Origin of the sequence: Acidiferrobacter thiooxydans (genome assembly GCF_003333315.1) — a bacterium.
Classification (GTDB): domain Bacteria; phylum Pseudomonadota; class Gammaproteobacteria; order Acidiferrobacterales; family Acidiferrobacteraceae; genus Acidiferrobacter; species Acidiferrobacter thiooxydans.
The window spans coordinates 23,132-41,641 of the sequence record NZ_PSYR01000001.1 but is presented as its reverse complement, the minus strand read 5'-3'; the positions used below and the strand labels follow the sequence as shown (position 1 = coordinate 41,641).

Annotated in this window: 18 protein-coding genes and 1 pseudogene; 9 read left to right on the top strand and 10 right to left on the bottom strand. The window is 68.0% G+C overall.

The annotated features are described in order from the left end of the window. Positions 1-62: 62 nt before the first annotated feature. From C4900_RS17055 to waaA, 4 genes and pseudogenes are all read left to right on the top strand, one after another. A pseudogene (locus C4900_RS17055) lies at positions 63-275 on the top strand (ISAzo13-like element transposase-related protein); the annotation flags it as partial. A 590-nt stretch (positions 276-865) separates the two neighbouring features. Further along, positions 866-1,633, top strand: coding sequence for a glycosyltransferase family 2 protein (locus tag C4900_RS00215; RefSeq protein ID WP_114282082.1), 768 nt, complete (start codon positions 866-868; stop codon positions 1,631-1,633). A 48-nt stretch (positions 1,634-1,681) separates the two neighbouring features. Beyond that, on the top strand, positions 1,682-2,641 hold the full coding sequence (gene waaC / locus C4900_RS00210; protein WP_114282081.1) for a lipopolysaccharide heptosyltransferase I: 960 nt from the start codon (positions 1,682-1,684) through the stop codon (positions 2,639-2,641). Next, the gene (gene waaA, locus C4900_RS00205; RefSeq protein WP_114282080.1) at positions 2,638-3,918 is read left to right on the top strand and encodes a lipid IV(A) 3-deoxy-D-manno-octulosonic acid transferase; all 1,281 of its coding nucleotides are present in this window, start codon (positions 2,638-2,640) and stop codon (positions 3,916-3,918) included. Before waaC ends, waaA begins: the two co-directional genes overlap by 4 nt. On the opposite strand, the gene C4900_RS00200 is transcribed toward waaA, so the two are convergent. Genes C4900_RS00200 through C4900_RS00190 form a run of 3 tightly spaced genes read right to left on the bottom strand, consistent with a single transcriptional unit; the run spans position 3,884 to position 5,455 of the window. Further along, positions 3,884-4,456, bottom strand: a complete 573-nt coding sequence (locus C4900_RS00200; protein WP_211306688.1) for an isochorismatase family protein — start codon at positions 4,454-4,456, stop codon at positions 3,884-3,886. The genes waaA and C4900_RS00200 overlap by 35 nt on opposite strands. A 3-nt stretch (positions 4,457-4,459) precedes the next feature. Next, positions 4,460-4,777 (bottom strand): rhodanese-like domain-containing protein, encoded by a 318-nt coding sequence (locus tag C4900_RS00195; RefSeq protein ID WP_114282079.1) that lies wholly within the window; start codon positions 4,775-4,777, stop codon positions 4,460-4,462. 12 nt (positions 4,778-4,789) lie between these two features. Continuing rightward, a complete protein-coding gene (locus C4900_RS00190; RefSeq protein ID WP_114282078.1) occupies positions 4,790-5,455 on the bottom strand; it encodes a protein-L-isoaspartate O-methyltransferase family protein in 666 nt (221 codons plus the stop codon). Positions 5,456-5,637: 182 nt separating this feature from the next. On the opposite strand from C4900_RS00190, the gene thiC reads away from it, so the two are divergent. The 3 genes from thiC (at position 5,638) to C4900_RS00175 (ending at position 8,514) form a co-directional block, all read left to right on the top strand. Next, positions 5,638-7,464: a phosphomethylpyrimidine synthase ThiC gene (gene thiC, locus C4900_RS00185; protein WP_114282077.1), complete on the top strand. Its 1,827-nt coding sequence runs from the start codon at positions 5,638-5,640 to the stop codon at positions 7,462-7,464. Positions 7,465-7,550: 86 nt separating this feature from the next. Continuing rightward, positions 7,551-7,946 carry a YkgJ family cysteine cluster protein gene (locus tag C4900_RS00180; protein WP_233431954.1) on the top strand — a complete coding sequence of 132 codons (396 nt, stop codon included), beginning with the start codon at positions 7,551-7,553 and terminating at the stop codon, positions 7,944-7,946. Positions 7,947-7,986: 40 nt separating this feature from the next. Next, positions 7,987-8,514 carry an SRPBCC family protein gene (locus tag C4900_RS00175; protein ID WP_170132350.1) on the top strand — a complete coding sequence of 176 codons (528 nt, stop codon included), beginning with the start codon at positions 7,987-7,989 and terminating at the stop codon, positions 8,512-8,514. Here C4900_RS00175 and C4900_RS00170 read toward each other — a convergent pair. The 5 genes from C4900_RS00170 to yrfG are packed head-to-tail and all read right to left on the bottom strand — an operon-like array spanning position 8,465 to position 14,477. Further along, on the bottom strand, positions 8,465-10,855 hold the full coding sequence (locus C4900_RS00170; RefSeq protein WP_211306686.1) for an efflux RND transporter permease subunit: 2,391 nt from the start codon (positions 10,853-10,855) through the stop codon (positions 8,465-8,467). The two genes, C4900_RS00175 and C4900_RS00170, sit on opposite strands and share 50 nt — an antisense overlap. After that, positions 10,855-11,502: an efflux RND transporter permease subunit gene (locus C4900_RS16805; protein ID WP_211306685.1), complete on the bottom strand. Its 648-nt coding sequence runs from the start codon at positions 11,500-11,502 to the stop codon at positions 10,855-10,857. The genes C4900_RS00170 and C4900_RS16805 overlap by 1 nt, the downstream gene beginning before the upstream one ends. Continuing rightward, positions 11,499-12,470 carry an efflux RND transporter periplasmic adaptor subunit gene (locus C4900_RS00165; RefSeq protein ID WP_147267086.1) on the bottom strand — a complete coding sequence of 324 codons (972 nt, stop codon included), beginning with the start codon at positions 12,468-12,470 and terminating at the stop codon, positions 11,499-11,501. Before C4900_RS00165 ends, C4900_RS16805 begins: the two co-directional genes overlap by 4 nt. Beyond that, complete coding sequence (locus tag C4900_RS00160) at positions 12,467-13,819, bottom strand: TolC family protein (protein ID WP_065969843.1); 1,353 nt, start codon at positions 13,817-13,819, stop codon at positions 12,467-12,469. Before C4900_RS00160 ends, C4900_RS00165 begins: the two co-directional genes overlap by 4 nt. Before the next feature lies 1 nt (position 13,820). Next, complete coding sequence (gene yrfG, locus C4900_RS00155) at positions 13,821-14,477, bottom strand: GMP/IMP nucleotidase (RefSeq protein ID WP_065969858.1); 657 nt, start codon at positions 14,475-14,477, stop codon at positions 13,821-13,823. An 82-nt stretch (positions 14,478-14,559) separates the two neighbouring features. On the opposite strand from yrfG, the gene C4900_RS00150 reads away from it, so the two are divergent. Both C4900_RS00150 and C4900_RS00145 read left to right on the top strand, forming a co-directional pair. After that, positions 14,560-14,991: an HIT family protein gene (locus C4900_RS00150; protein WP_114282075.1), complete on the top strand. Its 432-nt coding sequence runs from the start codon at positions 14,560-14,562 to the stop codon at positions 14,989-14,991. A gap of 30 nt (positions 14,992-15,021) precedes the next feature. Beyond that, positions 15,022-16,452 carry an FGGY family carbohydrate kinase gene (locus tag C4900_RS00145; RefSeq protein WP_114282074.1) on the top strand — a complete coding sequence of 477 codons (1,431 nt, stop codon included), beginning with the start codon at positions 15,022-15,024 and terminating at the stop codon, positions 16,450-16,452. On the opposite strand, the gene C4900_RS00140 is transcribed toward C4900_RS00145, so the two are convergent. Continuing rightward, the gene (locus C4900_RS00140; protein ID WP_065969847.1) at positions 16,438-17,601 is read right to left on the bottom strand and encodes a glycerol-3-phosphate dehydrogenase/oxidase; all 1,164 of its coding nucleotides are present in this window, start codon (positions 17,599-17,601) and stop codon (positions 16,438-16,440) included. The genes C4900_RS00145 and C4900_RS00140 overlap by 15 nt on opposite strands. Continuing rightward, positions 17,585-18,328, bottom strand: a complete 744-nt coding sequence (locus C4900_RS00135) for a glycerophosphodiester phosphodiesterase family protein (protein ID WP_114282073.1) — start codon at positions 18,326-18,328, stop codon at positions 17,585-17,587. Before C4900_RS00135 ends, C4900_RS00140 begins: the two co-directional genes overlap by 17 nt. Positions 18,329-18,510 lie beyond the last annotated feature (182 nt).

Genomic DNA, 18,510 nt, shown 5'->3' with positions numbered 1-18,510 from the left:
GCAGGGGCGCGCCATCGCCATAGTCTCGATTCAAGGCGGGTGGCGCGCCCCCCGATACCCGGAAGATCCTGATGACAGCCGATAGTGGCGGCAGCAACGGGTGGAGGCAGCGGCCCTGGAGTTGCCGCCATTTCGTTCCGGGCACCCGCAAGCGGAACAGGATCGAGCGCAGGCTGTTCTCTTTCACCGCCTCGAACTGGTGTAGTGGGCCGCGGCGTGACTACAAGACCATCGTCGAGCTCATCTCCGCCACCATGAGAGTGAAGGGTCTTTAAGGTCACGTGGCGGTGGGACCGACAGAAATATCCCGCCGGCTGCGACGTCACCGGCGAGGAGATGACGCGCGTTATCCGCGAGCGCGACAAGTGCTACGGTAAGTGGCACTATGTCCTGTAAGCCAAGCGCGACGGCTTGATGATCACGTGGTTGACTTAGTTTATTAACGATGACTTAGGTGTCGGTTTTTGGGGAGCTGGCTGGCCAATCGCAAGATTATCAACGTGCCGCCTGAATCCCACGCTTGGGTAGGCGACCGGCCTGATTGCGCAGCGCGGTTTCGTGTGGTTTGGCGCGGGGCCTGTGTCCACTGTAGCTGAAAAGTCGATCGGTAAAGTGTTCCGGACGCCGGTAGATGCGGAACGACGGAGTTGTTTGTTAATGCCACCGGTAGGCAATGGCGACAGGGGCGAGTCGCGTGCAGGTGGCGCCCTACGTCGGCTACACGCAAGCTATGAGATAAGGCTGCATCGGCGGCGGTAAGATAGGACCTGGAATGTTATTAAGCACCATCCGCGGCATCTCATTAGGGACGGGGATTCCGTCGCACGCGCCTAGCGCCTCGGAGGGCTTACCAAAAGGCTTCGCTATGTCATTAAGCGTCATCGTCATTACGCACAACGAGGAAGACATGATCGAGCGTTGCCTCGCCTCCGTGGCCTGGGCGGACGAGATCATCGTATTGGACTCGGGGAGCACCGATCGCACCGTAGCCTTTTGCCGACAGCGGGGCGCGCGGGTCGTGGAGACGGACTGGCCGGGCTTCGGGCCGCAGAAGAACCGCGCACTCGATCACGCCACAGGCGCGTGGGTGTTGTCGCTCGATGCCGACGAATACCTGACGCAAGAGGCCCAGGCCGAGATCCAGGCGGTGCTGGCGTCCGGGCCCCAGGCAGACGCCTTCCGGATGCCGCGCCTATCCAGTTATTGTGGGCGCTTCATGCGTCACGGGGGCTGGTATCCGGACTATGTAACGCGCCTCTTTCGCCGGGGCCGCGCGCGCTTCAGCGATGATCTCGTCCACGAGCGGCTTCTGGTATCGGGTCCTGTCGCGACCCTTCGCGAGCCGCTGCGCCACGAGACCTACCGTGATCTGGAGGAGGTGTTGCGCAAGGTCGACCATTACTCCGCGGCCGGTGCGGCCATGGCCGCACAGGGCGGCCAGCGGGGGGGCGTGATGCTCGCGCTCGCGCACGGCCTATGGTCGTTCGTGCGTACCTACTTCGTCAGAAGGGGATTGCTGGATGGCCCCGAAGGCCTGATGCTCGCCATATCCAACGCCGAAACCACCTATTATAAATACATGAAGCTGTGGCTCCTCAGAAAGCAACGGGGTCGAGCCGACGAATCGTCCTAACAATGAGGCCCGTGAGCAGTCCTTGTTGTCAGGCGGTAACATAAGCGCATGCATGTCCTTCTCGTCAAGACCTCGTCGCTCGGCGATGTCGTTCACAATCTCCCGATGGTCACCGATATGGCCGCCATGCGGCCCGGTATCGTAATCGACTGGCTCGTGGAGCCGGCGTTCGCCGACATTCCGGCGATGCATCCGGCGATCCATTCGGTGATACCGGCAGACATCAGGCGCTGGCTGCGCGCACCCTGGGACCGGGAGACATGGCGGGGGGTGAAGGAATTGCGCGCGCGACTTACGAAAACGCGCTATGACCTGATCCTCGACACCCAAGGCCTGGTCAAGAGCGCGCTCGTCGCCCGACTCGCCCAGGGGCCGCTCTACGGCCCGGACCGGCGGTCGGCGCGTGAGCCGCTGGCGGCGACCCTCTACGCCCGGGGCCTTGCCATGAGCTGGGACCGCCATGCCGTGTGGCGTAACCGCATGCTGGGGGCCGGTGCGCTGGGGTACCCGCTCCCCGCGACCATGCCGGATTATGGGTTGACCATGACGCCTGCGGGCCACACCGGCGAGCCCGTGTGCGTCGCCTTCCATGCCACCAGCCGGGCCTCGAAGCTCTGGCCCCCCGGGCACTGGGTGACGCTCGGGAAGGCGCTTTGCCAACGGGGCTTGCGGATCCTGCTGCCGTCGGGCAACGCCCGCGAGCAGGCGGCCGCCACCGAGATCGCCGCGGCAATCGGGGGCCGGGTCGAGGCCCTGCCGCGCACTGGTATAAGGGAATTGGCGGGCCTGATCGCGGGCGCGCGGATGACGGTAGGCGTGGATACCGGCCTCCTGCATCTGGCCGCGGCCCTGGGAAGGCCGACGGTCGGAATCTTTCGTGACAGCGACCCGCGCCAGACTGGGGTGCTGGCGCGCGACGCGGTCGACCTCGGGGGTCTCCAATCCTGCCCGACGGTAGACGAGGTGCTGACCGCCCTCGGCCGGCTGGGGCTGGGGGACGCGGCATGATGTGGTACACGCTCATCGCGCGCGTCCTGCTGCCGTTTGCGCTCCTGCGGCTCTGGTGGCGTTCGCGTCACGACGCGGACTATGCGCCGCGCTGGACGGAGCGTTTGGGGTATGGCGAGCCGATTGCCGGGGCACCGATCTGGGTGCATGCGGTATCAGTGGGCGAGACGCGTGCCGCCGCGCCCCTGATTCGCAGCTTGCTCGATGAGCACCCGGATGCGCCATTACTGATCACCACGACGACACTGACCGGGGCGGCGCAGGTGGCCATGCTGTTTGGCGATAGCGTGATCCACCGCTTCGCGCCCTTCGATCTGCCGCGGGCGGTGGCACGTTTTCTTGACAGGACCCGGCCGCGCGTCGCCGTGATCCTCGAGACCGAGATCTGGCCGCAGCTCTTTACCGCCCTTGAGCGCCGCCACATCCCCGTGTTTCTCGCCAATGTGCGATTGTCCGAACGGTCCCGCCGGCGCTACCGGCACATCCCGCGGCTGATCGCAAAGACCCTGGCCATACCGGCCGTGATCGCCGCCCAGTCGGCGGCCGATGCCGCGCGCCTGCGCACCCTAGGCGCCCCCGCCTCGCGCGTGCATGTGATCGGCAATATGAAGTTCGAGTTGCAGCCGACCGCCGGCCTGCGTGAGGCGGCCCAGGCCCTGAGGCTTGCCTGGGGCGATCGGCCGGTATGGGTCGCGGCCAGCACCCACCAGGGCGAGGAGGAGACCGTTCTCGGCGCCTATAAGGTCTTGAGGGAAGGCTTCCCGCGCCTCTTGCTGGTGCTCGCCCCACGGCATCCAGAGCGCTTCGAATCGGTGGGCCGGCTCGTGCGGGCGGCGGGACTGGCGGTGGTGGCACGCAGCACCGGCCTTCCGGTAACCGACGCAACCCAAGTGCTGTTGGGGGACACCATGGGGGAGCTTATGCTGTTTTTCGCGGCCAGCGACTGCGCCTTCATCGGCGGCTCGCTCGTCGACACCGGAGGGCACAACCCGCTCGAGGCCCTGGCCTTGGGCGTGCCCGTGGTCTTCGGGCCGCACATGTTCAACTTCGATGAGATCGCGCAACTCACCTTGCAGGCCGGCGCCGGGATCCAGGTCGCCGATGAGGACGGGCTGATCGCGGCCACGCGGCTGTATCTCGGCGATGCGCGGCTACGGCAGACAGCGAGCACCGCCGGCGAATCGCTGGTGCGCGCCCATCAGGGGGCCCTGGGGCGCACGCACGCGCTGCTTGCGCCCTTCCTTACGAATCCGAGTCCGTCTTCGGCAGGTCTCTGATCGCGCGGGCGAGCTCCCGGAACTGCGGGTGGCGCGCATCCCGCAGCCACTCGAAGACCGTCGATTCCACCGAGGCCAGCCGCACACCCTCGCGGCTCAGGCGCGCGAGCGCCTGGCGATGATCGGCGGGTGCGCGACTTGCGCAGGCGTCGGTAATCACATAGGCGTGCCGGCCCCGCGCCGCGAGGTCCAGGGCCGTCTGGAGCACGCAGACGTGGGTCTCGATACCGGCAAGCAGCACCTGGTCGCGGTCGCCTTCCAGGGCCTCGCTGATGGCGCGATCGGCACAGCACGAGAACGTCATCTTGTCGAACGTCGGCACCGAATCCGGCAAGGCCTCGGCAAGCTCTGGAAGCAGGGGTCCCAGACCCCGCGGGTACTGGCGCGTCACCAGCACCGGGATATCGAGCGCGTCGGCGGCATGCGCCAGCAGCCGGATACGTGCGAGAAAGTGCGACGAACACGGCGTCATCGCCGCATAGAGCCGGGTCTGAAGGTCGACCAGAATGAGAAGGCTGCGGCGCGCCTCGATCAACACCGGCTAGTAACGCGCCATGGTCTTGTCGACCTCGCGCGCCCAGGCCTCTATGCCACCACGGAGGTTCGCGACATTCTTGAAGCCGTTGTGCTCCAGGAACTTGCCGACGTGGAAGCTGCGTACGCCGGTGTGGCAGTAGACGATCACCTCGTCCTCGGGGTTGAGGCTGTTGATGGCCGTCGGGACCTGCTGCATGGGGGCGTGCAGGGAGTTTGGCAGGGCGCAGAGATTGCGCTCCCACGGCTCGCGTACGTCCAGAAGCACCAGTGTCTCGCCCGCCTTCAGGCGGGCATGGAGGTCTTGAACAGCGATCTCACGCATGGCACGCGAACCCTAAAAAAAGAACGACTCCCGCCGGGGCGCATTCATAAGGACCGGTACATCGGTCTCGAACAAGGAACGCTCACTGAAACGATCCGCGCCCTCGCGGACAATGAGGCGGGCCTCCATGGCCGGGGGCTCGCCTACGATCACCACCAGACGGCCGCCCACGGCCAGCGACTCCCGGAAGCGCGCGTCCGGACCCAGGGGCAGCGCGCCGCTCACGAGGATCGCGTCATAGGGCGCGTGGCGCGGCCAGCCGCGGGCTGCGTCCCCGACCTCGAGCAGGGCATTGGCGACCCCCTGCGCGGCCAGCGATACGGCGGCGCGCAGCTTGAATTCCGGTATGATCTCGACGCTGTAGATAATCCGTGCGAGCCCGGCCATGACCGTCGTCAGGTAGCCGGTGCCGGTGCCGACCTCGAGCACGCGGTCGGTGGGTGTGAGCGCTAGGGCATTCACCAGCCGGGCATCGAGCATCGGCGCAAACATGACTTGGCCGCGGCCTATGGGGATAGGGGCATCGGCGAACGCCGCCGCCCGCTGGCCCTCGGGAACAAAGGCCTCGCGCGGTACCGTGCGCAGACGCTCGAGCAGGCGCTCATCCAGTACCTCGCAGGTGCGGATCTGCTGTGCAACCATAGCCGACCGCGCGACATCGAAGGATGTTTGGGACATGCGTAGTATGGGGGTCCGAAACGTGAGTTCCGAGGTTAAGCCTTTTGCCCTAAGGGCGCAAGCGGCTCCTTGCAATCGCTGACCAAATCCATTAGGTTTGATAGACCCTTAAGGACGGGCCTTCCGGTCCGTGATCGGCGCGTCGCACGCGCCTCCACGTCTCTTGCATAGGATTCCGGGCGATGAACGCCGACCCTCGAACGTTGTCTCCTCTGAGTCGCGCCCTGGACGCGACCACGACCGCGCCGTTTCCGGCGTCGCGCAAGGTTTATGTGCGATCGAATGAAACGGCGGGGCTCGCCGTACCGATGCGCGAGATCTCCCTGGAGGCCACCCCGGCGTCCTTCGGCGCCGAGGAAAACGCCCCGCTGCGCGTGTATGACAGCTCCGGACCTTACACCGATCCCGCGGCCGTCATCGATCTCGCACAAGGGCTTGCCAGGCCGCGTGCCGAATGGGTGGCAGCGCGCGGCGACGTGGAACAACGGGCGATATCATCGACGTTCGCCCGCGAACGCCAGAATGACCCGAGCACCGCGAACATCCGCTTCCCGGGCACACGCACGGCCTTAAGGGCGCGCCCCGGGGCGCGCGTCACGCAGATGCATTATGCGCGGCGCGGGATCATTACCCCGGAGATGGAATACGTGGCGTTGCGCGAGAGCGGCGGCGTGGAGATGCGCGGGCCAAATGCCATCACCCCGGAGATGGTGCGTGACGAGGTGGCGCGCGGTCGCGCCATCATCCCGGCGAACATCAACCACCCGGAACTCGAGCCGATGATCATCGGCCGGCGCTTTCTGGTAAAGGTCAACGCCAACATCGGTAATTCGGCGCTGGCCTCGAGCATCGAGGAAGAGGCGGAGAAGATGGTCTGGGCGACCCGCTGGGGCGCGGATACCATCATGGATCTCTCGACCGGGCGCCACATCCATGAGACCCGCGAGTGGATCATTCGCAACTCCCCGGTCCCGGTCGGGACCGTGCCGATCTATCAGGCGCTGGAGAAGGTCGACGGGGTGGCGGAGGAACTGACCTGGGAGATGTTCCGCGATACCCTGATCGAACAGGCCGAGCAGGGGGTCGATTACTTCACGATCCATGCGGGTGTGCGCCTACCCTTCATCCCGCTCACCGCGAAGCGTCGCACCGGCATCGTCTCGCGCGGCGGCTCGATCCTCGCCAAGTGGTGTCTGGCGCATCACGAGGAGAACTTCCTTTACACCCACTTTCGCGAGATCTGCGAGATCATGAGCGCCTATGACGTCTCGTTTTCGCTGGGAGACGGGCTGCGCCCCGGCTCCATCGCCGATGCCAACGACGAGGCGCAGTTCGCGGAGCTCGACACCCTGGGCGAACTGACCCGGGTCGCCTGGGAGTACGACGTGCAGACCATGATCGAGGGGCCGGGCCATGTGCCCATGCACCTCATCAAGGAAAACATGGACCGCCAACTCGCGGCCTGCCAAGAGGCCCCGTTTTATACACTGGGACCGCTCACCACCGATATCGCGCCGGGCTATGATCACATCACCTCGGCAATCGGCGCGGCCATGATCGGCTGGTATGGCACCGCGCTGCTCTGCTATGTCACGCCGAAGGAACATCTCGGGCTGCCCGACCGCCAGGACGTGAAGGATGGCCTCATCGCCTACAAGATCGCCGCGCATGCCGCCGATCTCGCCAAGGGCCATCCACAGGCGCAGGCGCGCGACGATGCCCTGAGCAAGGCACGCTTCGAGTTCCGCTGGAAGGATCAGTTTCACCTGGCGCTGGACCCGGAACGCGCCCAGGCCCTGCACGACGAGACCTTGCCCAAGGAATCGGCCAAGCTCGCGCACTTCTGCTCGATGTGTGGACCCAAGTTCTGCTCGATGAAGATCACGCAGGAGGTCCGCGAGTACGCGCAGACGCTCGGCGCGAGCCCGGATGCGGCCCTGAAGGAGGGGCTGGCCGGCAAGGCCCGCGAGTTCAAGGCGGGGGGCGCCAAGCTCTACCGGAAGGCCTGAATGCCGGCGCGGATCGGTGCCGGCGCCACGGCCGGCCGGCGGCCCATGGCGATGGTCGCGGCTCACGGGATCGGCGGGTGGCGGCCATGAGGGCCGTGTTTCCGGTGCGCATCGTGGATGATCGCGGCAAGTGCGCGAGCTGCCCGTCGATCTGCTGCCGGTATATCACGCAGAAGATCCCCACCCCCCGTGCGCGCAGCGACTTTGAGCACCTCCTATGGCAAGTCAGCCACGAAGGCATCGAGGTCTATCAGGATGAGGATGGGTGGTTTCTGCTCGTGCATGCGCCGTGCGCGCACCTCGAGGCGAGCGGGGCGTGCGGCATTTACACCGCGCGCCCGCCGATCTGCCGCGACTACTCCAACGACTTCTGCGAGCTCGATGAGCCGGCCGAGCGCCACTTTCGCGCACACTTCCGTGATTACGACGCGCTCCTCGCGTATTGCCGCAAACGCTTCAAGACCTGGGCGCGCACGGCTTAGCCACCTCGTTCTCGTCGCCGCCCTCGGGGCGCCCGTGCTTATGCCCGCGTGGGCCAGCCAGCCCCCGAGGATCACGGTATCGGCGCACGGCGACCGCTTTCACATGAGTCTCGATATGAGACTGCGCGCCCCAATCCGGCGCGTCTGGCAGGTCATCACCGATTACGCCGATATCAAGCGGCTGAATCCGGCGGTCAAGCGGAGCACCGTGATGCGGCGCGACGGACTGACCTTGCTGCGCATGCACATCACAAGCTGCGTCCTCTTCATCTGCTTTCCGGTCACCCAAACCGAGGCCATGACCACCCGCGGACACCACTGGGTGCGCGGTGTCATCATCCCACGATTGTCGAGCTTTCGGTCGGGCTACTCGCAATGGCGCCTGCGGACGGTGGTCGGCGGCACCGAGGCGCACTTCGATGCGACGCTTGCGCCCTCGTTCTTTATCCCGCCGCTCATAGGGCCGTGGATGATCCGGCGCAAGCTCAGAAACGAGATGGATAAGACCGCCGCCCACCTCAGGGCTTGGGTGGACGCGAAAACGCCATATAAAGCATCGGGCCGATAAACAGCGAGGCGGCCAGCGCCAGGATGAGCCCGCCCATGACGGCGGTGGCCAGCGGCTTCAAAAGATCGGTACCGTGACCTACCCCCACGGCGAGCGGCAGGAACCCTAGGACGTCGGCGGCCATGGTCATGAGGATCGGACGCAAGCGCCGGCGGGCGGCGAGCTCGACCTCGATGCGGCCCGGGGGGCTTTTGTAGTGACGCGCCTGACCGAAGATCAGGATGCCGTTATTGACGACGATCGCGAACACCAGCAGGAGGCCCAGGAACGACGTGCTGTCCAGAGGGATGCCGCGCAGCCACAGGGCGGCGAGCGCGCCCAGGGCGCTCAAGGAGGTCGCCACCAGCACCGCGAGCGCGGCGCGCTGGGTGCGCAGCTGATAGCCGACCAGCACGAGCAGCACGAGCAGCGCGAAGACCAGCGTGAGCTCCATCTGCGCGAAGCTCTTGGCCTGCTCCTTGTAGTAACCGCCGATGCGCGCGGTGATCCCCTGTGGAAGCGGGCTCTTCGCGATCAGGCGGCGCGCCACCGCCGCCGCCTGGGTCAGCCCCATGGCCCGATGCGGGCGGACCTCGATGTCGGCGAACGGCACCAGGTTCTGGTGAGTGATGACCGGCACCGAGCGCTGCTTGCGTTCGCGGGCGAAGGCCGCGAGCGGGGCATAGGGGCCGTGCGGCGCATGCACGAAGAGACGCGGCCCGAGGGCGCCAGTCATGCCGCCCGCCGGGCTGGTCGACACCGCGATCGGCAGGATCTGGGCACCACGCAGGAGATAGCCCGCGGGCACCCCCCAGTAGCCGGCCAGCAGCTGCGCCCCAAGTTGCGGGGGCGTGAGCCCGGCCTGCAGGGCGCGCGTGCGCGGGATCATGGTGATCGTGGGGCCTGCCGAGGAGGTGGCAAAGCTCACGTTGGCGAAGTCGTGGCTCGTAGCGAGCCGTGCCTCGAGGCGCCGGGCATAGACCGCGAGCGCCGAAACGCTGTGCCCAAAGACCTCGACGTCCAGCGGGTCATGGGCGCCCGAGAGGTTGCCGAGCTGCGTCACCAGGAGCTGATGGAGCTTCAGCATCGATAGGCTCGGGTAGGCGGCGCGGAAGCGGGCACCGAGGATGCGCATGGTGGCGACGGCGGAGGCCTGCGACTTCAAGGTGATGACGATATCGCCCTTGTTGGGGGTCGCGCGCGGATTGCCGAGGCTCTGGCCGACCACCACCGAGGCGGTCGCGACCTCGGGATCGTGGGCGGCAATGGCCACAAGCCCGCGCCCCACGGCCAGCGTCTGGGACGCCGAGCTGCCCACGGCGGTACGAAACGGCACCGCGATCACCCCCTCATTCCACGCCGGCAGGAAGGCCGTGGGCAAGATCCGGAAGACCCCGTAGGCCGCGGCCAGGATCGCGAGGCTCGCGACCACCCCCAGGATCGGCGTGCGCAGACCGCGGCGCAGGGCGCGGGCATAGGCCACGCGCGCGCGGCGCGCCGGGCGCCACGCCTTGGGGGACGACCGTTCGCGCCCGGCAAGATAGGTGGCGAGCAGCGGGGTCACCGACAGCGCTACCGCCTGGGACACGACCAGCGCGGTGACGAGCGCCACCGCCATCTGCCGAAACAAAATGCCGATGGTGCCGGTCAGAAGGATGAGCGGCACGAACACCAAGGCCGAGGTGAGCGTCGCGAAGGTCATCATCGGCAGGACCTCGCCGGCGGCACGCAAGGCCCGGGCGCGGCGCTCGGCGACGGTCCCCGGGGCGTGCGCGTGGGTCGCCTGCTCGATCACGACGATGGCGTGGTCGACGAGCGCGCCGATGGCGGCGGTGATACCGCCCAGGGTCATGATATTGAGGCCAAGGTGCAGGATGTACAGCACCACGAAGGTCCCGGCCAGCGACAAGGGCACGACCACCAGGGTGGCGAGCGCGGTGTCGAAGCGCCGCAGGAAGGCCAGCAGTACCGCGAAGGTGATGACCGTGCCCAGGATGAGCGCCATCCAGACGTCATGCAGGCTCGCCACGATGAGCCGCGAGAGGTCATAGTCGCGCACCAGACGCACGTCGTGCGGCAGACCCTTGCGCAAAGACGCGATGGCGTGGGCCACGCCGTGCGCGACCTGCTCAACGTTGGCGCTCGCCTGCGCGGCGATCTCGATCAAGAGGCTATGGGCGTGGTGGGCGACGGCCGAGCCGCGGATGCGCGGCGGGGGACCTACGGCGATATGCGCGAGCGCCGACAGCGGCAGCGTGGCGCCGCGCGCACCGCCCAGGGGGACGGGCAGACGGCGGAGCGCGGCGACCGTCGCGGGACGGCCGGCGGCGGTCAACAGAAAGCTGTCATGAAAGCCGGCCATCACCCCCCAAAATAGGGCCCCTGGTGGGCGCGCAGGAGGGCTACGATGCGCGATAGCCCGATATGATGGCTCATGAGACGCCGCAGCGAGAGGTCGACATGCACCTGGGGCCAGCCGCGGCCGATGGAGGCCACGGTATAGACGCCGGGGACATCCAGCAGCCGGGGCTTCAGGGTAAAGGCATAGGTCGGCATCATGGCGCTGCTGGTCTGCTTTTGCGAGACCAGGGCGTACTCGGCGAACGGGTAGATGCTCGGCATCATGAGTCGTACGCTCATATGCGCGGCCGGCGGCAAGGTCACCTGTCCGAGGCGCGCCTCGAGCAGCAGGTAGGCGTTGTTCGGGGTGATGGCGCCATTGAAGAAGACATGGATCTTGCTCAAGCCGTTACTCGTGGTCGAGCGCACCAATGTCACATTCGGCACACCCTTGGCGGCCTGCTCCAAGGGCTCGGTCACGCGCACGAGCATGACATGCACCGGAAGATAGCCGTCGCTCACCAACACCGAGACACGCGGGAAATTGACGTTCGGAAACACGCTGCGCGGCAAGACGTTGAAGGCCGCGGTCCCGGCGGCGAGCACGAGCAGCGCGACCAAGGCCGTGGTATGGCGGTTGGCCCATAAGGCCTCGAGATAGGCCTTCACCGAATGACTCGCACCGCCACCCCGGCGCGCAACCGCGCGACACCGGAATCGATGACCGGCGCACCGCGACCCACCGCCCCGGCGACGAACACCCGCCGGCCATCGATCCGCAGGACCTTCACCGCCACCGCCCGCGCCCGTCCGTCGTGCAGGACATACACGCGCGCGCGCCCATGGCGCACCATGAGCGCCGATCGCGGCACGGCGATCGCGCTTTGCCGGTGCCCGAGGAGCGTGAGGTGCAGGACCTGTCCGGGACGCAAGGGCGCGCGCAGGCCGCGCACGTAGGCGTGCACGAACCCCAGGGAATCGGCGCGCGCGGCCAGGGCATAGACATGCCCGGCCGGCCGCAGAAAGCCACCGGCGGCGATCAGGGCACGTGCCCCGACGTAGAGCCGGTTGGCCTCGTGCACGGTGAGCGCACAGCGCTCGTAAACACTGCCCGCCCCGCCGATGGCAACCACATCCGCGCCGCGCGCAAGCCACGCGCCGGGCGCCGCCGTATAGCGCACGCTGCCGGCGAACGGGGCGCGCACCGCGCCGCGCGCCAAGCGCTCGGCGGCGGCGTGCCAGGCCGCGACATCGGCCCGCCAGAGCGCCTTCAGGCCCTGCGCATGGGCCGGCGTGACCAACCCCTGCCGGGCCAACACCCGCGCCTGCTCATAGACGGTGCGCGCGGCCTGGGCCTTGGCCTGCAGGGCGCGCACCGTGGCGGCCAGACTCATGGGCACCAAGCGCGCGACGATGGCGCCGGCGGCCACGGTACTGCCGGGGGCCACGGGCAGGGGGGCCATGATCGCATCATAGGGCGCCTGGACCATCGTATGCTCGGGTCCGCGCACGCGTGCGAAGACCGGGATGGCGGGACGATAGGTGGCGCGCGCGGCACGCGTCACATGGACGGCCAGCGGGGCGGCCGCCCACGCCAGCCCCGGGACGAGCATCAACCCCCAGAAGAGGGGCCTCACGCCGTTTTCCCCGACCACGGTCTGGCGGTGGCGGTTATGAGCGCGAGCGTGGTCGCCGCGCGCGCGAGGCGTAGGGCGGTCATCTTCAGCTCCACGGTGGTGAGCTCCTGCATCAAGGTGAGATAGGACACGAGCCCCAGGGCATGCACGCGGTAGGCCGCCTGCGCGGCGCGCGCGGTATGCGCCAGCACAAGACCGCGCCCCTTGAAACGCGCGAGCTCGCGGTCGAGGCTCGCCTGGGCCCCGGCAAGGCGGTAGATCTGGGAGCGGGCGGCCGCGAGGCGCGCGACATAGTCCTTGAAGAGCGCGGCGCGCTTGCTGCGGGCAATGGCCACGGCGCCACGGTTGGCATTGAATAGCGGCAGCACAAGGCTCAACTGCAGGCCGGCCTCGGCCACACCCGAACTGTTGCGCGCCCCCGCCGCGCCGAGGCTCAGGCGCGGATATTGGTCGAGCACGGCGCGCAAAAGCGCGGCATTGGCGCTATGGTAGGCCGCGACCATGGCCACGAGATCGAGCCTGCGCGATACGGCATGATGGAAGAGCGCGCGCGGCGCGCCCACCACCGGGCGCAGCCGGTGCGGCCGGGCCATGGCGAGCGGGGTCGCGGGCGCAAGACCCAACTGGCCGGCAAGGGCGACGCGCGCGGCGCGCAAGGCACGGTGCAGGGCCGCGGCCTTCATACGCAGCGCATCTTGCGCGGCCTGGAAAAAGAGCCAACGGCTGCGGGCGATCAGGTGGCGACGCAGATCGCCGCGCAGCAGCGACTCGTGCCCTTTCCAGAGCGCCAAGGCCTTGTGGGCGATGACCCACTCGGCCTTCAGCCAATACACCTGGCGGGCCGCCAGCCGCGTCTCGTTCGCCGCCACCCATTCGCGCCATGCCACCTGATAACGGACCGCCGAGGCGCGCTCTTGGGCCATGCGGATATCCGTGGAGCGGGTGACAAGCCGCGACAGATCCCAGAGAAAGCCGTCGGACAAGGCCATTGTGCGCCCTCCGGCCCCGACCCCGTAGGGTTTCAGGGCGCTGAACTGTATGACCGGATCGGGCAGCAGTCCGGCGGCGAACACCTGGGCGCGGGCGATACGCTCGCGGGCGCGCAGGGCGCGCAGGGCAGGATTGGCGATCACCGCGATCACCCCCAGCTCCTTACCGGTGAGCGGCCGGCGGAAATCGAGCGCGAGCGGCCTAAGGCCTGGCACCTTGAGCGCGCGCGCGGCGGCCACCAGGGCGCGGTGCGGGGGACCTTTCAGGGCGGCAAGCGCCGGGGCGCGCAGCGGCTTGGCGTGGTAGGCGGCGCAACCGGACAGGATCGCCAAGACGAGCGCGAGCGCGGTCTGGCGCATACTAACCGACCGGCAGGAGGTTGCGAAACGACTCGATCGCCATGAATTCCCCGCAATCCTTGTCCGGTCCGCGCAAATCCGGCCTGCGGATCGCAAGCAGATGGCGAATGCCGTAGTCGCGGGCACAGCGCAACACCGGCAGGCTGTCATCTATGAGCAGGGTGCGCGTCGGCTCGAAGGGCTCGAGGGCGCGCAGCTCGCCCCAAAAGGGCGCATGCTCCTTGGCGAGGCCGAGATCGTGCGCGCAGAACACCGCGTCCATGTAGCGATCGATGCGGGTCTGTTGAAACTTGAGGGTCACGGTCTTGCCATGGGCATTGGTGACGAGCACCAGGCGTTTGCCGGCCTTGCGCATGGCATCCAGGAATTCCTCGACGAACGGGCGCAGGGCGATGCGATGGGCGACCTCCTCCTTCAGCTGCGCGATGTCGAGCGCGAGCTCGTCGCTCCAGTAATCGACGCTATACCAGTTCAAGGTCCCCTCGGCGCGCCGGAATCGTTGATACAACTGACTCTTGGCCTCATCGAGCGCGAGGCCGTTTCGCTCGGCATAGCGCAACGGCACATGCTCCTGCCAGAAGTGGTTGTCGAAATGCAGGTCGAGCAAGGTGCCGTCCATGTCCAGAAACGTCGTCTCTATCGAACTCCAGTCGATCATGGCGCCCCCCAGTGTCTTCATTATAGGGGCGCGGACAGGGCGAGGCTACCTGCAGGCGGCGGGCTTATGCTAGCCTCGCGGCATGACCGATACCCGCTGTCCGCTCTGCGACCTGGACGAGAAGGATGGGTTGTGGGCCAATGAGGACTGCCTCGTGGTCTTGGCCCAGGCCGCGGGGGTCGGGACGATCTGCCGGGTGGTGTGGCGGGATCACGTCCGCGAGATGAGCGACCTCGCCCCGACCGAACGCCGCGCGTTCATGGACACCGTATTCGCCGTCGAGGCGGTCCTGAGGCAGCAGGCATGGCCTACGAAGATGAACCTGGCCTCGCTGGGAAACCTGGTACCCCACCTGCACTGGCATGTCATCCCGCGCTATGAGGATGACGCCTACTTTCCGGACGCCATCTGGGGTGCCGCGCGCCGCCCCGGGGCACAGCATCTCCTGAACGAGGACCTGGTGCGCGCAGCGCTGTACGAGGCGCTCGGGCAATCCCGGAAATCCCGCCTATAATTCTCCCGGGTTCAAGCCGGCAGGGAGCTCATGCAGGAACCGCTATACCTCGCCCTGGACCAGGGAGGGCAGTCGACGCGCGCGGTGCTGTTCGACCCGTCGGGGACCGCCGTGGCGCGCGCCCGCGTCACGGTCGGGCAGTCGACCCCGGACGGGATCGTCGTGGAACAGGACGCCGAGGAGCTCGTGCGGTCCCTGCACGATGTCATCGCGCAGCTGGTGCAGATCGTGGGGACGGAGGCGCGCATGCGCATCGCCGCCGCCGGCCTGGCGACGCAACGCTCGAGCACGGTGTGCTGGGACACGCGCACCGGGGCGGCCCTGTCGCCGGTCTTGAGCTGGCAGGACCGGCGCGCAATCACGCTCACCTCCACCTACGAGGACCGCGCCCCGCTCATCGCGAAGCGCACCGGGCTGCGGCTATCCCCTCATTACGGCGCGCCCAAGATGCGCTGGTGCCTGGATCATCTGCCAGCGGTCAAGGCGGCGTTCAAGGCCGGGCATCTGGCCATGGGTCCCTTGGCGAGCTTCCTCGCATTCCGCTTACTGACGCCGCGGGCGCTGATCGCCGATCCGGCGAATGCCGCGCGCACCCTGCTGTGGGGTCGCGAGCGACAGGACTGGGACCCTGAGCTCCTGGACGTCTTCGGGATCCCATGGGAGACCCTGCCATCATGTACGCCGACCTGCCACCCGTTCGGGGCCCTGCCTGCGGGCGGGGCCTTCGTACCGCTTACCATTCTCACGGGTGATCAGGCGGCCGCGCTCTATGGTGAAGGGGTGCCGCGTACCGACACCATCTACATCAATATCGGCACGGGGGCATTCCTTCAGCGCCCCCTTGAACGGGGGCCGACCGACCCGGGACGACTCCTGTGGAGCCCAGCGACGCGTGGCGCGGGCCCGGATCTGGACGTGCTCGAGGGCACTGTCAATGGCGCCGGCGCGGCGCTGGCGTGGGGCCGTCAGACGCTCGCCTACGCGGACCTGGCAGGCGACTGCGACCGTCTCCTGGCGGATCGCGACCCGCGCCCGCTGTTTCTGAACGCGGTGGGCGGGCTGGGCTCCCCCTACTGGCGAGCCGACGCGCCGGTACGCTTCGAGGGCGACGGGACGCGGGCGGCCAAGGCTGCGGCCATCATCGAGAGCGTGGTGTTCCTGGTCCAGGAGAACATCGAGGCGCTGTGCGCCATGGCCGGCCCATGCGCGGCGGTGGTGGTCACAGGCGGCCTGGCGGCGTCCGACGGGCTCTGCCAGGCGCTCGCCAACCTCAGCGGCATCGAGGTCCGGCGCCCGGCCGAGCATGAGGCCACGGTCCGCGGCCTAGCGTTCCTGGCCGCAGGCCGCCCTGGTGATTGGCGGACAGGGACAGGGGATATATTCCTTGCGGCCGCGGATGAACCGCTGCGGGAGCGGCACGCGCGCTGGCGGGCGCTGATGCCATCGTCAATCGACGGGTAGTACGAGGCGGCGCGTATCGGCCTGCGCGACGCGCCGCGGCAGAACCGGCTGGAAGCGGTCCATGACGCGCTCAGCGGTATGGCGATAGCCGGTGAGCTTGCCGCCGAAGATGCTGATGAGGTGAGGCATGGGGGCATCGGCGAGCAGCACGGTCTCGCGGGAGCGCGCGCTGAGGCCGCTCCCCGTCTTCGGTAACACCCGCAGACCCGCGAAGCTATCGGCAACGCTCGTGGACAGCCCCGGGAAGTGGGCCGCCAGGGCCTCCTGCAGGTAGGCGATCTCAGTGGGGGTAGGCGCCACGAGCGCCGGGTCACCGACGTACAGCCGCTCGGTCGTGCCGGTCAATATCCGCCCCCGCCAGGGCAGCACGAACACCGCACGATGGTCGGCGGGTGCCTCGATGTAGTAACACCCCTGGGTCAGGGAACCGTCGGTGATGATGTGCGTGCCCGCGACCAGGTCGTGCGGCAACCGCGGAGGTCCAGGCAGGATGCCGCTCAAGGTCTGCGCCGCCCACGGGCCGGCGGCATTCACAAGCACGTCCGTGCGACACGAGCTCACGACGCCGTCATGCACAGAACGCACCTCGTAGCCGGCACCCGCGCGCTCGGCGCCTATGAAGCGCGCCCCGGTACGGATCTCGGCCCCGAAGGCCTCGGCCGAGCGGGCCACGGCGTGGGTCAGGGCGACGTCGTCGGTCTGCGCGTCCATGTAGCGAAACACCGCCTTGAGCCCCGCAGTCTTAAGCCCGTCCAGGCCATCCCACTCGCTCGGCGCGACGCGCGTGAAGCCCCCTGCCGCGCCGTGCGCGAGCAGGCGATAGAGCAAAAGGCCCATGTGGATGTGTCGCGCGCTGCGCCGCGAGGACCCATAGACGGGGATATGGAAGGCCTTGCGCTCGACGAGCCCGGGGGCGATGCCAAGCAGGATCTCGCGTTCGCGCAGCGATTCGCGCACGAGCCGGATAGCGCCGGACTCGAGATAGCGCAATCCCCCATGGATGAGCTTCGAGGACCGGCTCGATGTCCCGGCCGCGAGCGTGTGCTGCTCCAGGAGCAGGGTGCGATAGCCGCGCACGGCCGCGGCCTGCGCGACGCCCGCGCCATGTATACCGCCTCCGACGATCACCACCTCATAGTGGGCGTTCACGCACCGGCATCCTCAAGGCCGCGGCAAGCTCCGCGACGGCGAAGGTCTCGATGAAGCGCACGCCGCGCGCCTCGAGGGCGCGCGCCTCACGCGCCTCGTCGACCTCATAGACCACGAGGGTCGTGCGCGGGTGGCCGAGCCGCCCGTGGCGCGGCAGGCCCTTTATGTCGCAGAAATGGTACTCCGGTGCGAGCGCTGCCGTACTGCGGGCGCAAAACTCGCGGTAGCGCCGGGTGACAAGACCGATCGTGGGCCACAGCTCGCGGGCGACCGCGAGCGCCGGTCGGGAAAACGAGATAAGCACGGTCTGGGCGAGCACCGGCGCGAGCAGCCCATGCACTGCCTGGACCACGGGCCTCGCGCCGAGGCGCCGCACGGCCTCGTGCTTGATCTCGACAAAGGCGGTGACCGCCGGGTGGGCGGCGAGAAACCGGGCGAGATCGGTGACTCGCGCCAAGGGGATCGGCGTGTGCGCGCCCCCGCACCCCTCAGGCCACGACAGGGTGAAGGTCGCCGCCTGCGCCCAATCGTAGTCATCGATGGCGCCGGGCAGACCACACAGGCGCCGGCAGTCCCGATCGTGGAACAGGACGGGCACCGCGTCTGCGGTCAGCTGCACGTCGACCTCGACATAGCGGGCACCTGCCGCGACCGCGCCCTCGAGGGCTGCAAGGGTGTTTTCCGGAAAGCACCGGGCATAGCCGCGATGGGCGACCAGTTCAAGCATAAGGCCCTATCTTCAAGTGTCACCGATGGCCTATGGCCCGCGGATGGACAGTACGCTACACCGAGGGGCGCCCGTCCTTCAATGACCGCGTCTCCCCGCCTCTCCCAGAGGCCCGGCGACCCCGGCCGGGCACGCCCTTTTTGTGCTGGCACACGGGCCCGGCGTCGGGCCGGGGATCAATC

What these genes read in the sequence shown, in the direction of transcription:
- C4900_RS00215 (WP_114282082.1), top strand. Translation starts at nt 866, where the DNA reads ATGTCATTAAGCGTCATCGTCATTACGCACAACGAGGAAGACATGATC.
- waaC (WP_114282081.1), top strand. Translation starts at nt 1,682, where the DNA reads ATGCATGTCCTTCTCGTCAAGACCTCGTCGCTCGGCGATGTCGTTCAC.
- waaA (WP_114282080.1), top strand. Translation starts at nt 2,638, where the DNA reads ATGATGTGGTACACGCTCATCGCGCGCGTCCTGCTGCCGTTTGCGCTC.
- C4900_RS00195 (WP_114282079.1), bottom strand. Translation starts at nt 4,777, where the DNA reads ATGCGTGAGATCGCTGTTCAAGACCTCCATGCCCGCCTGAAGGCGGGC.
- C4900_RS00190 (WP_114282078.1), bottom strand. Translation starts at nt 5,455, where the DNA reads ATGTCCCAAACATCCTTCGATGTCGCGCGGTCGGCTATGGTTGCACAG.
- thiC (WP_114282077.1), top strand. Translation starts at nt 5,638, where the DNA reads ATGAACGCCGACCCTCGAACGTTGTCTCCTCTGAGTCGCGCCCTGGAC.
- C4900_RS00180 (WP_233431954.1), top strand. Translation starts at nt 7,551, where the DNA reads ATGAGGGCCGTGTTTCCGGTGCGCATCGTGGATGATCGCGGCAAGTGC.
- C4900_RS00175 (WP_170132350.1), top strand. Translation starts at nt 7,987, where the DNA reads ATGCCCGCGTGGGCCAGCCAGCCCCCGAGGATCACGGTATCGGCGCAC.
- C4900_RS00170 (WP_211306686.1), bottom strand. Translation starts at nt 10,855, where the DNA reads ATGGCCGGCTTTCATGACAGCTTTCTGTTGACCGCCGCCGGCCGTCCC.
- C4900_RS00160 (WP_065969843.1), bottom strand. Translation starts at nt 13,819, where the DNA reads ATGCGCCAGACCGCGCTCGCGCTCGTCTTGGCGATCCTGTCCGGTTGC.
- yrfG (WP_065969858.1), bottom strand. Translation starts at nt 14,477, where the DNA reads ATGATCGACTGGAGTTCGATAGAGACGACGTTTCTGGACATGGACGGC.
- C4900_RS00150 (WP_114282075.1), top strand. Translation starts at nt 14,560, where the DNA reads ATGACCGATACCCGCTGTCCGCTCTGCGACCTGGACGAGAAGGATGGG.
- C4900_RS00145 (WP_114282074.1), top strand. Translation starts at nt 15,022, where the DNA reads ATGCAGGAACCGCTATACCTCGCCCTGGACCAGGGAGGGCAGTCGACG.
- C4900_RS00135 (WP_114282073.1), bottom strand. Translation starts at nt 18,328, where the DNA reads ATGCTTGAACTGGTCGCCCATCGCGGCTATGCCCGGTGCTTTCCGGAA.